This window comes from Paenibacillus alvei DSM 29 (genome assembly GCF_000293805.1).
GTDB lineage: Bacteria > Bacillota > Bacilli > Paenibacillales > Paenibacillaceae > Paenibacillus_B > Paenibacillus_B alvei.
Genome location: NZ_AMBZ01000003.1, coordinates 201,881 through 216,328 on the forward strand (window position 1 = coordinate 201,881; position 14,448 = coordinate 216,328).

Consider the following 14,448-nt stretch of genomic DNA (forward strand, 5'->3'; position numbering starts at 1 on the left):
GGTGAAGAGTGATGAAAAGAATACTAAGTTTGTTATTAGTAGTTACGATTGTTGTCACATTCTTGCCTGTTAGCACAGGTATAGCGATGTCATCACATGTTGATAATTTATTTCCAAATGGTGATTTCGAATCAACAGTAGCGCCGAGCGGTACTTGGACTCAATATACGGATACGAACCCTGCACCTGTTAATTGGGACACTTGGATTCCTGTAGGTTCTGGTAAACCAACTGGCAGGACAGTAAGTGTAACGGTCGCTACCTATGATTCTTATAGTGGTCAGCAGTCGATGCTGATTGATGCTTCCGGCACAAGCCGTGTATCCATTAATGCTAAGGCACCCGTTGAGTCTGGGAAATCGTACCGTTTGCAAGTGTGGTATAAAACCGAAAATATTGCAGGCGGCAACGGTGCTTATTTTCGTACTTCTGTGCTGAATGCTTCAAATACAAAATTAATCGATGGACCTACTTCAACGAAGGTGTATGGTACGAACGATTGGACGATGCAACAGGTTTTTATAACGGTGCCAGCCGGTGGTGCCAAATTTTTTGTTGAATTGTTTTTAGAAAATTGCACCGGCAAAGTGTGGTTTGATAACATTCGGCTGGAGGAATATGACGGCATTACGGGGTTAACGCTTGAACCGACGGCAACGACGATGACGGTTGGAGATGTGAAACCGCTTACATTAACCGTCACTCCAAATAACCTGCCATCTCCCAAAGTAATATGGAGTACTAGCGATGAGAACGTAGCTACTGTTGATCAAGATGGCAATGTAACAGCAGTTGCAGCGGGTGTCGCAACAATCACTGTTGCAACAGATGACCAGATGTTAAAGGCACAAAGTACCATTGGTGTAGACTCCACAGAAACAGCAGCTGCCTACAACCAATTGCGTGAACGCTGGAAGCAGAAGTTAGTAGGAGTTGTAGACGATAACCTCGCTTCTGATCCCGCTATTCTAGCATTAGTAGCAGAGATGGACAATAGCGTATCCAATGCCGCTCAGACGGGGTATCTTGATACGCTTAGTGCTAATGATGGCAGCCGCAGATACTTATGGTCAGATCTTGTCGATAACGCTGACACGAAGGTACAGCATGCTAACAACATCGTTAGCGAGTTTACTCGTATCAAAATAATGGCAAACGCTTACAATACAAAGAATTCCAATTATTACCATAATTCGCAGTTGCGGGATGCCATTATAGGTGCCTTGGATTGGATGTACGCTAAGCGTTATAATGAGCGTTTATCCTACAGTAGCGCCAGCAGCTGGTGGGGATTTGAAATCGGTGCACCGCAACTGTTAAATGATTGTTTGATCCTTATGTATGATGAGTTGAATGATCAGCAAATAGGCAATTTTATGCGGACAATTGATAAATATTGTCCTAACCCAACAATGCGGGTGCAAAATAGCTCCGTGATCGAGACTGGCGGCAATTTGCTGGACAAAGCGCTTGTCGTAACATTGCGCGGCGTAATTGGTAAAAATAGCGCTAAAATTACGCAAGGACGGGATTCGATTGGTTCCGAATTCACCTATGTCACGAAAGGTGATGGTGTTTACGAAGATGGCTCACTGGTGCAGCATGCGAATATCGCTTACACTGCTGGTTATGGTGCAGTTTGGCTCAGCCGCACGGCGGACATCACTTATTTGCTCAACACTTCACCATGGCCTGTGACTGACCCGCGTGTGGCTAACATTTACAAGTGGGTAAGTGATACATTCGAACCGGTTATTTACAAAGGGCTGTACATGGATATGGTTAACGGGCGGGGGATCTCCAGAAGAGATTCGGGTACGGCTCGCAGTACGATTGTAGCCTTAGCAAGTTTAGCAGAGGGTGCACCGCCACAGATTAGTGCTACTATTCGCAGTATGGTTAAGGAATGGGTGAGCAAGGATACAACCTTTGATGATTATTATAAAGGCTTGCCAATTTATAGTGTGATGTTGCTGAAGAAAGTGATGAATGATGATACCGTTGCACCTCGCGGTGAGCTGTCGCGCAGTTATATGTTCAACGGAATGGCCCGTGTTGCGCATCATCGTCCGAACTACGCTTTTGGGCTAAGCATGTTCTCAGACCGCATTTCTGCCTTTGAAATGGGCAATAAAGAAAATGTGAAAGGTTGGGATACCGGTCTTGGCATGACCTATATCTATAACGAAGACTTATTGCAATATCGCGATGGATTTTGGGCAACGGTTAATAGTTTCCGCTTGCCAGGCACGACGACAGACGGTTCTGGCGAAGGAAAGATGCCGGGCGAATGGGCGTACTATTACAATACGAAAAGTCATGTTGGCGGTGCAACACTAGATCATTTATATAGCGCAAGCGGCATGGATTTCTCATTGACGAAAGTAACGGGCAGTGATTTAAGTGGTAAGAAATCATGGTTTATGTTCGATGATGAAATTGTAGCCCTTGGTACGGATATTCGTAAAACATCAGCCGCTACAAAAACGGTAGAAACGATTGTTGATAATCGCAAGTTGAATAGCAGCGGTGATAACGCCTTTGTGATTAACGGTGTACAGGTGCCTGCAGCATTGGATTATGCAGCAGATATTAACGATGTAAACTGGGCGCACTTGGCGGGCAATGGTGCAGGTTCTGGTGCGGATATGGGCTATTATTTCCCAACTGCACCCACACTCCATGTCGTACGCGAGGCGAGAACAGGCTCTTGGTATGATATTAACAACGGTCAATCGCAAGATAAGTTGACGCGCAACTATGCCAGCATTGCCTTTGATCATGGGAATAATCCACAAGCAGCTAGTTACGAATATGTGTTGCTTCCGGGTAAGACAACGGCACAAACACAAGCTTATAGTGAACAACCGACAGTTGAAGTGCTGAGCAATACATCAACCGTACAGGCTGTTAGCAATAAGCCGCTTGGCATCACCGCGGCGAACTTCTGGAGTGCGGATACTGTGGGAAGCATCCATGTTAAATCCGCTGCTGCTGTCATCATGAAAGAAGACAGCGGTGAAATGACAATTGCGATATCCGATCCAACGCAAAAGCAGAACACAGTGACGATTGAAGTCCATCAACCGAACTTGACATTGCTAACTGCAGATACGGGGATGAAAGTTACACCGATACAGGATGGAGTCAGCATTGAAGTCAACACTTCGGGATCGCTTGGCAAGACGTACACGGCAACATTTGATCTCGGAAAGAGCTACACCGTAACGGCGGAAGGGGCAACAGCAGATAAACAGACTGCGAAGAAAGGTGAGACCGTAACGGTAACTCTGGATACACCTGTGGGTAAATCGTTCGACAAGTGGATCGTTACGCCAACAAGCTTGACGTTAACCCAAGATTCAACAAACACCAACATGTATGCGTTCATCATGCCAGATGAAGCAGTTAAAGTAACAGCAACGTACAAAGATACTACACCGGTAGACAATACCTCGCCTACATGGCCGACGGGTGCACAATTATTAGCTTCAAGTGTTGGTAAAACGAGTCTATTGCTTTCATGGACAGCAGCAACGGATGATACGGGTGTAATAAGCTATAAGATTTACAAGGATGGTATAGAATACATTCAATTACCAGATACTATCACGAGCTATATAGTCAGTGGTCTTTCACCAAACAAGAGTTATATCTTTGAGGTTAAAGCAGGCGATGCAACTGAAAAATGGAGCGATGGTCTGCGTGTAACGGTAAGGACTGAAGCTGACTCTTCGGGTGGCGGATCGACGCCATCACCGGGCCCGACAACACCAATACCGGATCCAACACCAACACCTGAACCAACTGATCCAATAGAACCTACTGATCCAGAAACTCCTAAAGTAGATTTGTCTGATATCGCAGATCATTGGGCTAAGGCTTCCATTGAAAAATCAGTTGAACTTGGTTTTGTAAGTGGCTATGAGGATGGAACCTTCAGGCCGAATAGGTCGATCACTCGCGGTGAGATTTCAGCCATGTTAGCTAGAGCGCTGAAATTGGAGAAAGTGAATACAGCATTTGGTTTTGCGGATCAAAGTCAAACTCCAGTATGGGCACAGCCATTCATTCAAGCACTTGCTAAAGCGGGATATATTTCAGGCTATGAAAATGGTACATTCCGTGCGAATAAAGAAATCACCAGAAGTGAGCTCGTTGTTATGATTGTTCGTGCACGGGGTCTTGAAGTACATCCAAATGCAACTCTGACGTTTACAGATGCAGATCAAGTGCCAGCATGGGCTAAGCCTTATGTAGCAACTGCAGAAGAAGCAGGCCTGATTAAAGGATATGGAGATGGTAAATTCAATCCTAATGCTTCTACAACCAGAGCTGAAGCAGTTACTTTGATTCTAGGCATGTTAAATGATTTGAAATAAGAGATGCTGACTTTTGTAGGTAAGTACTAGATGATCATCACCATAAACAAGTTGCTTCCAATGAAGAGTTAGTAAAGGTTAAAAGAAACAAAAAAAGCCAAGATCCGATTTTAAGGATCTTGGCTTTCGTTGTTAAGGTCAAAATATTGCATATTTATAAAAAAATAATGCGTGTTTCTACCTATCTTTGATTTGCTATTATTAGCCTAAGTTCGGTTTTTAATTTCTATATAGATACTTATTATATCTTTTTTATATCTTTCAATATGTTGCTTAGAGAAAATGAGGGGGGGTTCAATGGTTATTTACAGCAGTGGAGTTATAAGACCAGAGCAAGTTAAAGCGGCAGCGTTGGTGCGGCCATCGGAACGGCAGTTGGCAATTCAAGAGATGGAGTTTTATGCTTTTATACATTTTACAGTAAATACGTTCACGGATCAGGAATGGGGCAGTGGGCAGGAGCAGCCGGATATTTTTAATCCGACACAGTTGGATGCACGACAGTGGGTGCGCGCTTGTAAGGCTGCAGGGATGAAAGGCCTGATACTAACTTGTAAGCATCACGATGGGTTTTGTTTGTGGCCGAGCGAGTATACCGAGCATTCGGTGAAGAATAGCCCGTGGAAAGATGGCAAGGGTGATGTTGTTCGTGAGGTGGCTGATGCTTGTCGTGAAGGCGGGTTGAAGTTTGGGATTTATTTATCGCCTTGGGATCGTCATGAGGCCTGTTATGGGGATTCGCCAGCTTATAATGAGTACTTTACCAATCAACTGCGAGAATTGTTGACAGGGTATGGGGAAATCTTTTGTGTATGGTTCGATGGGGCTTGTGGTGAAGGTCCTAACGGCAAGCGACAAGTTTATGATTGGAATGGCTATTATGCACTGATTCGTGAATTGCAGCCAAATGCGAGTATTTCGGTTTGTGGACCGGATGTGCGCTGGTGTGGCAATGAGGCGGGGCATTGTCGCAAGTCGGAGTGGAGCGTAGTGCCTGCGGAGCTGCAGGATAAGGAGAGAATTCAGGAAAACTCACAGCAGGAAGATAATGCTGAATTCGCCAAGCGTTTCACTTCAGAAGATGAAGACTTGGGCAGCCGCGATATTATCGCCAATGTATCGGAGCTTGTCTGGTATCCAGCGGAAGTGGATACGTCGATTCGTCCGGGATGGTTCTATCATGCGAGTCAAGATGATCAAGTCAAGTCGCTTGATGAGCTGCGGAATGTGTACTATGGTTCGGTCGGAGGAAATGCTACGCTCTTGCTTAATATTCCTGCCGATACGCGCGGTCTGCTCCACGAGAATGATGTGCAGCGGTTAGAGGAGCTCGGGGCTTGGATTCGCAATACGTTTGAGACGAATGTGGCGCGCGATGCAGTTGCTGCGGCTAGTGAAGCGATGGCTGGACATGAAGCGGCCAATGTATTGGATGGCAATCGAGATACGTATTGGGCTCCTGAGCAAGGTACAGAGGTGGCGAGTATCACTGTCGATTTAGGAACAGTGCAGACGTTCGACCATATCGTACTGCAGGAGTATCGCTATACGCAGAGAATTGAGAGTTTCCGCTTAGAGTATTGGCAAGTCGATGCTGCTGCAACGACAGAGGCAAGCACGGATACAACTGCAGGCAGAGGGACGTGGCAGCCAATACTGGAGGGTACCATTATCGGTCATAAGCGAATATGCCATTTTCCAGCTGTTCGCAGCAGTCGATTGCGTCTTCAGATCACTGGCTCGCGCTGGTGGCCAAACTTGTCCACATTCGAAGTGTACAATAGTCAGGTTCAGGGTGGTGAATGTGAATGAATAATCGAAATGCTCATCCGGAAGTGGTCACCTTCGGGGAAAGTATGGCCTTATTGATCGCCGAGGGAGGAAAAGGTCTTGAATACACATCGAATTTGACGCCATCCTTTGGTGGAGCGGAGACGAATGTAGCGATCGGGTTGTCAAGGCTTGGACATTCCGTAGGCTGGTGCGGCCGGCTTGGAGATGATCCGTTCGGGCAGCGGATTTATAAGATGGTTCGGGGAGAAGGCGTAGATGTTACACGCGTTTCATTCACAGATGAAGCTCCAACCGGACTAATGATTCGAGAGAATGCGGGTGGAAGAAGTTCTGTTTATTATTACCGCAAGCTGTCCGCGGCTAGTAAAATGACTCCTGAGCATTTGGATGAGGAATACATTGCTGGAGCAAAGATTTTGCATATCACCGGGATTACACCTGCGTTAAGTACATCCTGCGCAGAGACGGCGGCAGCAGCTATGGATATTGCGAAGCAGCACGGAGTCAAAGTGAGCTTCGATCCGAATTTGCGTTTAAAGCTATGGGATGTAAAAGCAGCCCAAAAGGTTCTGTTGCCATTGGCGCGAAAAGCAGATTATTTCTTGCCGGGATTAGATGAATTGAAATTGCTGTATGAGACGGAATCGATGGATGAGATCGTTGCCAAGCTCGGTGAGATGTCCGCTGTAAGTATTATTAAAGGTGGCGAGGACAAAACCTATATTCTGGAGAACGGCAAACTGTCAGCGGTTCCTTACTATAAGGTTGATCATGTAGTCGATACGGTAGGAGCTGGAGATGGCTTCTGCGCCGGATTTCTAGCTGGTTTACTGCGGGCATATAGCCTTGAGGAAGCGGTTCGTCTCGGTAATTTAATTGGCTCGCAGGTAATCCAGACGGTTGGTGATTGGGAAGGTCTCCCTAACGGATCACAAATCGAGCGATTGCTTGCCGGTAAGATGCATGTTGAGCGGTAAGATGTGTTTCATTGAGAACTATTAATAGAAACGACATTCGATAAATGGGGAGGAGAACAATATGAAGAAAATGCAGATTACTCAGAAGATTGTACAGGAAGGTGTCGTTGCCGTACTTCGCGGAGAGACGGCAGAAGAAGTTGTTGCAATGGCCGAGGAAGCGATACGCGGCGGAATTAAAGTGATAGAGATTACGATGACAGTTCCGCTTGCGTTGAAAGCGATTGAAAAACTAGCTCAAAAATATAAATGGGATTCGTCGGATGAATCTACTTATGCGATTATTGGCGTAGGCACCGTGCTGGATGCTGAAACGGCACGCGCGGCGATTCTTAGCGGCGCCCAATTCGTAGTGTCTCCTTTCCTAAGCGCTGAGACCGTAACCATGTGTAACCGATATCGCGTACCGGTTATGCCAGGCACAATGACCATCAAGGAAATTAATGAAGCAATTGAGCTTGGAGCCGATATCGTTAAGCTGTTCCCAGGCAACCTGTATGAGCCTTCTGTAATCAAGGCGATCAAAGGCCCATTGCCGCAGGCTAACATTATGCCGACTGGCGGTGTGTCGCTGGACAACCTTGGTGATTGGGTGAAAGCCGGAGCGGTAGCGGTAGGGATCGGCTCCGATTTGACGAATGAAGCCGTAAAGAACAAAGATTTCTCGTTGATTCGGAAGAGAGCTGCTGCATATGTAAATGCCTATCGTCAGGCAAAAGGAATATAAATATTCGAAATGATATACGCAGATCGGACGAGTCAGGATGAATGAATCGTCCGATTTTTTTGTGCAGCCAGACCAGGAAATAGAGTGACGAGTATAGGTTGATATATGATTCAAATTGATCATGATGTACGCAACTGAAGCCTACGATATGTCAATAAACGACACATACATGGTCATAATCGTGCATCTATTTATAGGCAGGATGTCGATATAATGGTGCGAAGTACGATATTCAGGATAGGATACGAGCTATTACACAGATTCTTTACAGAAATGAGGGTAGCTTAATGAATCATATAAACAACTATTATTTGCTTGAGCGAACAGCGGCCAGCAAATGGACGGAAGCATTTCCAATCGGTAACGGGCGCTTAGGGGGCGTTGTATATGGTGGGATACAGCGCGAGCAAATTCAATTGAATGAAGATTCGATTTGGTATGGTGGTGCAAGGGATAACGATAATAGAGCTGCGCAAGCAGCGTTGCCGGATATTAAAAACTTGTTGCTGCAGGGTAACGTGCGCAAGGCAGAAAAGCTAGTGTTGAAGCATATGACGAACGTGCCACAATATTTCAACCCTTATCAGACATTAGGCAACTTGTTCTTGGATTTTGAACCGAATATAGAAGTTCATGCAATCAATCAATATTGCCGTAAGTTAGATTTGGATCATGCTTTGGTTCAGGTAAATTATGAAGTGGGACGGCAAGATAAGGAAGGCAGAACGGCAACTCAGGCAACTGGTGAAGCTCAGAAAGAGGCAATTCAGTACAGCCGCGAGATATTTTCTAGTGCTGCTGATCAGGTGCTGGTAATCCGGATGACAACGACCGATGAAGCAGGCTTAACCTTTGCAGCTAAATTCGATCGCCGACCATTCACCGGTGAAATGGTTCAGACAGATGATGGACAGGGTATTGCCATGCAAGGACAATTAGGAGCAGATGGCGTACGTTATGCTGTTGTGTTGCAGGCAGTAGTTGAGGGCGGACAGTGTCAGACGGCGGGCAATTATCTTGATATTCGCCAAGCTCGTGCAGTCACGCTTATTGTAGCAGCGCAGACTTCATTTCGCTGTGCGGATGCTTATGCTGTTGCTTGTCAGCAAGCGATACAGGCAGCAAAAGTGCCATATGAGAAATTGAAGCAGCGGCACTTGGATGATTATAAGCCGCTGTTTAACCGTGTGACGTTGGATTTGGAAGCGGAGGAAGGAGAAAGAACTGAGCCACAGCAGCAGGTTCCTGGACAGCAATGCTTGTCCACGTCGCAGCGGTTAGAACGCTACCGGCAAGGTGCAACTGATAATGGGCTGGAGGCTCTGTTTTATCAGTACGGGCGTTATTTGCTGCTTGCCAGCTCCAGACCGGGAACGCTGCCAGCTAACTTGCAAGGGATTTGGAACGATAGTTTTACTCCGCCATGGGAATCGGACTATCATCTTAATATTAACTTGCAAATGAACTACTGGCTTGCCGAGACGGGGAATTTAGCCGAATGTCACATGCCGCTATTTGATTTTATTGAACGCTTAGTCATTAATGGACGCCAAACCGCGCGCAATATTTATGGTGCACGTGGATTTGTTGCTCATACGAGCAGCAATCTGTGGGCGGATACAGGCATTTACGGTGAATATGTGAGCGCCAACATGTGGCCAATGGGTGGCGCATGGATTGCGCTGCATATGTGGGAGCACTATTGTTATAACGGCTCACTTTCGTTTTTGCGCGAACGTGCGTATCCCGTGTTGAAAGAAGCGGCGTTATTTTTCTTAGACTTCTTATTGGAGTTGCCATCAGGACAGCTGGTGACCGTACCATCACTATCACCAGAGAACTCGTATCGCAGTGAACAGGGGGAAGTCGGGGCGCTATGCTATGGTCCGTCGATGGACTCGCAAATTTTGTATGCGTTGTTTACAGCATGTATCCGTGCTGGCGAGCTGTTGCAACTGGATGAGGAAGGGCATTTGAAACAGGGGTTCCATGAGGACAAAGATTTACTGGCACAGTGGCAGCAAGTGCGCAGTAAGCTGCCACAGCCGCAAATCGGCCGCCATGGACAAATTATGGAGTGGGCAGTTGATTATGAGGAAGTAGAGCTGGGGCATCGCCATATTTCTCATCTATTCGCTTTGCATCCAGGAGAACAGATCATTCCCCATCGCAGTCCTGAACTTGGACAAGCTGCTAAGTTCACGCTGCAGCGGCGCCTAGCCCATGGCGGAGGACATACGGGCTGGAGTCAAGCGTGGATTGCTAACTTCTGGTCAAGGCTGGAAGAAGGAGATCAGGCACATCTGAGTTTGCGCAATCTATTAAGCAAAGCGGTACATCCGAACTTGTTCGGCGACCATCCTCCATTCCAAATTGATGCCAACTTTGGTGGAGCAGCAGCGATGCAAGAGATGCTATTGCAATCACACGGGGATGAAATCCGGTTACTGCCGGCTCTTCCGCTTGCGTGGCGGCAGGGTCATGTTACTGGCTTGCGTGCCCGCGGTGGATTTACCATTGATATGGCTTGGCAGGCAGGCAAGCTGCAGCAGGCGCAGATAACGTCTGCGCTTGGTAAGCCTTGTGTTATTTATAGCACGGTTCCGCTTGCTTTTGAAACTGGTAAGCCATCAATGGCAGTGGCCGTAACACAGCCTGCGCCACATACGTATCAGTTGGATATCCCGCTTGGAGCTACGGTTACAGTACGCTTAGCGTAGGCTGCGCTTGAGTTAATACACAAAAAAGGAAATATAAAAGTCAAATAGGCAAAAAGGTCAAAATTGTTCACAATCGAGCAAAATAATTGACTTACTATTGCTGGGAGCATTTACTATGATGGTTGTAGGTTCAATATCGAATGATCATCATTGTTCATTGTGATGAATCCAAGTCTATGAAATCGGGAGGAACTAGAAAATATGCAAACTATGGAGACACGCTACGCGTATGCGCCACAATCGATCGCACGCATGACAACAGAAGAATTGCGCAAGGAGTTTTTAGTGGAGCAGGTGTTTGTTCCCGGTGAAATTCGCTTGACTTACTCGCATAATGACCGTTTGATCTTTGGTGGCGTAACACCTACGAAAGAGCCGTTGGAGATTAAGCTTAGTAAAGATTTGGGTGTGGAGTATTTTCTAGAGCGTCGCGAACTAGGTATCATTAATATCGGTGGTCCTGGGTTTATAACGATTGACGGTGTACGTGAATCGATGAGCAATCAGGATGGCTATTATATCGGAAAAGAAACGAAAGAAGTGCTGTTTGCTAGTGCAGATGCAAGCAATCCAGCGAAATTTTATATTGCTTCTAGCCCGGCTCATCACAAATATCCGAATGTGCGTATTTCGATTGATAACATTAAGCCAATGGAGACAGGTGCTGATAACACAATGAATAAGCGCAAAATTTATCAGTACATTCATCCGAATGTGTGTCAGTCATGCCAGTTGCAAATGGGCTATACGCACCTAGAAGAAGGAAACGCTTGGAATACGATGCCATGCCACACGCATGAGCGACGCATGGAAGCGTATGTATACTTCGATTTGGAAAGTGACAACAAGGTATTTCATTTCATGGGCAAACCTGATGAGACGAAGCATCTCGTAGTCGGCAATGAGCAAGCGGTTATCAGTCCAAGCTGGTCCATTCACACTGGCGTTGGCACTAGCAACTATACGTTTATTTGGGCAATGTGCGGCGAGAATATCACATATACCGATATGGATATGGTCGCTATGGACGATCTAAAGTAGATAGATGAATAGATAGGGTATATAGAGAAGGGAGTATTAAAATGTCACAATTTTCGGTAGATCGTTTTCGCCTTGATGGTAAAGTCGCTCTCGTAACAGGTGCAGTGTACGGGATCGGATTTGAATTGGCAAGCGCTATGGCGCGTGCGGGTGCAACAATTGTATTTAATGACCGTAAGCAAGAAGGAGTAGAGCGCGGTATTGCTGCTTATAAGGAAATCGGCATTGAGGCACACGGATATGTATGCGACGTGACCGACGAGTCAGGTGTACAAGCGATGGTGCAACAGATTGAAGCGGAAGTTGGAGTCATTGATATTCTTGTCAACAATGCTGGCATTATTAAGCGGATTCCAATGATAGAAATGACTGCGGAAGAGTTCCGTGAAGTCATTGATATTGACTTGAACGGACCATTTATTGTTTCCAAAGCGGTTATTCCAGGAATGATTAAAAAAGGCGGCGGTAAAATTATTAATATTTGCTCGATGATGAGTGAATTAGGACGGGAAACGGTGTCTGCTTATGCTGCTGCCAAAGGCGGCCTCAAGATGCTAACCCGCAATATCGCTTCTGAGTATGGCAAATATAATATCCAATGTAATGGTATCGGACCAGGCTACATTGCTACGCCGCAAACAGCGCCGTTGCGTGAACTTCAAGCTGATGGCAGCCGTCATCCGTTTGATTCCTTTATTATTGCGAAGACACCTGCAGAGCGTTGGGGAGAAACGGAAGATTTAGCAGGTCCTGCAGTATTCTTGGCTTCACCAGCTAGTGACTTTGTCAATGGACATGTTTTATATGTTGACGGTGGAATCCTTGCCTATATTGGGAAGCAGCCTTAATTTACGAATAGTAAGATGAAAATATTGAGACTAACAGGAGTACGTTGCTGTTAGTCTTTGTAATTTATCTGATGTGTACGATGTGAGCTATGAGGTTTGTTGTGCTGTGAAAACTGTTGAAGGAAGCGTGAATAATCGTGATGGAGAAAATACGTAGCATGCAGTGGAATCATCGTGATGATGTAGCGGAAGCCCTGTTGACGCTAGTGCAGCCGCTAAGGTCGCGGGCAGCAGAACAGCCTGGACACTTAGCATTAGGAAGCCACGGCACGGTCTATACCGAGAATCGCAGAGATGCCGAAGGATTCTTAAGAATCCTGTGGGGATTGGGGCCTTTCCTCGTTCATTATGATGACGAGCAGCTTCAGCATCAATGGATGCGTGGACTAGCGGAGGGATGCAACCCGCACAGCGAGCATTATTATGGCAAGACGATGGATGGCGATCAACTACTGGTCGAGATGGCATCTATCGCTACTACATTGCTGCTTGCACCGCACAAAACTTGGGATACACTTTCGAAGACAGAACAGCAGCATTTGGCGGACTGGTTATGGCAAATTAATGGACGCCGTTTGGCGCCGAATAACTGGCACTTCTTTCGCATCTTAGTGAATGTGGCACTGAAGCGGCTTGGTATGAAGTATTCTCAGGAGAAGATCGAAGAGGATTTTGCCCTGATTGAGTCATGCTATGTTGGCGATGGCTGGTATTTTGACGGTGTGGATCAGCAGTTTGATTATTACATCCCATGGGCGTTCCATTATTATAGTTTAATCTATGCTACGTTTATGGCGGATGAAGATCCGGAGCGGGCAGCTAGGTTGAAAGAGCGGGCTATACTTTTTGCGCGCAGCTATCAGTATTGGTTCGATAGCAAGGGAGAGGCGGTTCCTTTCGGTCGCAGTCTAGCGTATCGCTTTGCGCAAGCAAGCTTCTGGAGCGCGCTTGTGCTGGCCGATGTTGAAGCGCTGCCATGGGGCGTCATTAAAGGTTTGTATGCGCGCAATATGCGAAGCTGGATGAGTCATCCTATTTTTACGACAGATGGCGTCCTAAGCGTAGGCTATCGCTATCAGAACTTGGTGATGGGCGAGGGCTATAACGGTGCGGGTTCCCCGTATTGGGCGTTCAAAAGCTTCTTATTGCTTGCTGTTCCGGATGACCATCCTTATTGGCAGGCAGAGGAAGTAGAGCAAGAGGTATCACCAGGCCGACTGTCGCTGCCGAGCATGAAGGCGATGATTGAACATACGCATCATTCGCGACATGTGCTTATGTATCCGGTAGGTCAATTTATTGGCTATCAGAACCATGCTTGCGCCAAGTATTCTAAATTTGCCTACTCGACTGTGTTTGGCTTTAGTGTGCCGCGCAGTAATTATTACTACTATGAAGGTGCTTTTGATAGTGTACTTGCTGTAAGTGAGGATGGCGTACATTTTCGTGATAAGCCGCTCGATACGAGCTATGAGCTGCATGAAGATCGACTTGTACATAACTGGAAGCCGCAAGTCGGAGTTGCGATTCGCAGTACGATTGTCCCTTGCGGCGACAGCCATGTACGCATTCACGAGTTGGAAACGAGCCGCGCCTTAATTGCCTATGATGCCAGTTTCTCAGCGCCGTTCGCCACAGTTAGCAGTGACGACACAACCGTAGTCGAGACAAGCTGGGCGAGTTACGATTCGCCTGCCGGTACTACCACCGCCAAGGCGGTTACAGGATTCACACAAGCGGAGATGATTCGCACCGAGCCTAACACCAATGTGTTCTATGAGCGTACATTGATGCCTGCACTGCGTGCTGAACTTCAGCCAGGGACACATTTGTTAGTAAGTGTGATGGCAGGAGTGCCTGCTGGTTGCGAGTCGCAGTTGCCTGAGGTGAAGCTGACAGCAGATCGCGTAATTGTGCACTATAACGAGCAAACGATAACGGTTAAGGTGAAATAGATAG

At 46.6% G+C, this 14,448-nt stretch carries 8 protein-coding genes; all 8 read left to right on the forward strand.

Annotated elements, in window-relative coordinates; all coding sequences use genetic code 11:
- Positions 1-11: 11 nt before the first annotated feature.
- On the forward strand, positions 12-4,382 hold the full coding sequence (locus tag PAV_RS11335) for a polysaccharide lyase family 8 super-sandwich domain-containing protein (RefSeq protein WP_005546192.1): 4,371 nt from the start codon (positions 12-14) through the stop codon (positions 4,380-4,382).
- A 297-nt stretch (positions 4,383-4,679) separates the two neighbouring features.
- Positions 4,680-6,194: an alpha-L-fucosidase gene (locus PAV_RS11340; RefSeq protein WP_005546194.1), complete on the forward strand. Its 1,515-nt coding sequence runs from the start codon at positions 4,680-4,682 to the stop codon at positions 6,192-6,194.
- Positions 6,191-7,153 carry a sugar kinase gene (locus PAV_RS11345; RefSeq protein ID WP_005546196.1) on the forward strand — a complete coding sequence of 321 codons (963 nt, stop codon included), beginning with the start codon at positions 6,191-6,193 and terminating at the stop codon, positions 7,151-7,153. Before PAV_RS11340 ends, PAV_RS11345 begins: the two co-directional genes overlap by 4 nt.
- A 61-nt stretch (positions 7,154-7,214) precedes the next feature.
- Complete coding sequence (locus PAV_RS11350) at positions 7,215-7,880, forward strand: bifunctional 2-keto-4-hydroxyglutarate aldolase/2-keto-3-deoxy-6-phosphogluconate aldolase (protein WP_005546198.1); 666 nt, start codon at positions 7,215-7,217, stop codon at positions 7,878-7,880.
- Between the two features lie 287 nt (positions 7,881-8,167).
- Positions 8,168-10,600, forward strand: a complete 2,433-nt coding sequence (locus PAV_RS11355; RefSeq protein WP_005546200.1) for a glycoside hydrolase family 95 protein — start codon at positions 8,168-8,170, stop codon at positions 10,598-10,600.
- A gap of 210 nt (positions 10,601-10,810) precedes the next feature.
- Complete coding sequence (kduI, locus tag PAV_RS11360; protein ID WP_085981362.1) at positions 10,811-11,641, forward strand: 5-dehydro-4-deoxy-D-glucuronate isomerase; 831 nt, start codon at positions 10,811-10,813, stop codon at positions 11,639-11,641.
- Between the two features lie 41 nt (positions 11,642-11,682).
- A complete protein-coding gene (locus tag PAV_RS11365) occupies positions 11,683-12,489 on the forward strand; it encodes a gluconate 5-dehydrogenase (RefSeq protein ID WP_005546205.1) in 807 nt (268 codons plus the stop codon).
- Between the two features lie 140 nt (positions 12,490-12,629).
- A complete protein-coding gene (locus PAV_RS11370) occupies positions 12,630-14,444 on the forward strand; it encodes a DUF2264 domain-containing protein (RefSeq protein ID WP_040735809.1) in 1,815 nt (604 codons plus the stop codon).
- The last annotated feature ends 4 nt before the right edge of the window (positions 14,445-14,448 follow it).

What these genes read in the sequence shown, in the direction of transcription:
- PAV_RS11365 (WP_005546205.1), top strand. Translation starts at nt 11,683, where the DNA reads ATGTCACAATTTTCGGTAGATCGTTTTCGCCTTGATGGTAAAGTCGCT.
- PAV_RS11345 (WP_005546196.1), top strand. Translation starts at nt 6,191, where the DNA reads ATGAATAATCGAAATGCTCATCCGGAAGTGGTCACCTTCGGGGAAAGT.
- PAV_RS11355 (WP_005546200.1), top strand. Translation starts at nt 8,168, where the DNA reads ATGAATCATATAAACAACTATTATTTGCTTGAGCGAACAGCGGCCAGC.
- kduI (WP_085981362.1), top strand. Translation starts at nt 10,811, where the DNA reads ATGGAGACACGCTACGCGTATGCGCCACAATCGATCGCACGCATGACA.
- PAV_RS11370 (WP_040735809.1), top strand. Translation starts at nt 12,630, where the DNA reads ATGGAGAAAATACGTAGCATGCAGTGGAATCATCGTGATGATGTAGCG.
- PAV_RS11340 (WP_005546194.1), top strand. Translation starts at nt 4,680, where the DNA reads ATGGTTATTTACAGCAGTGGAGTTATAAGACCAGAGCAAGTTAAAGCG.
- PAV_RS11350 (WP_005546198.1), top strand. Translation starts at nt 7,215, where the DNA reads ATGAAGAAAATGCAGATTACTCAGAAGATTGTACAGGAAGGTGTCGTT.
- PAV_RS11335 (WP_005546192.1), top strand. Translation starts at nt 12, where the DNA reads ATGAAAAGAATACTAAGTTTGTTATTAGTAGTTACGATTGTTGTCACA.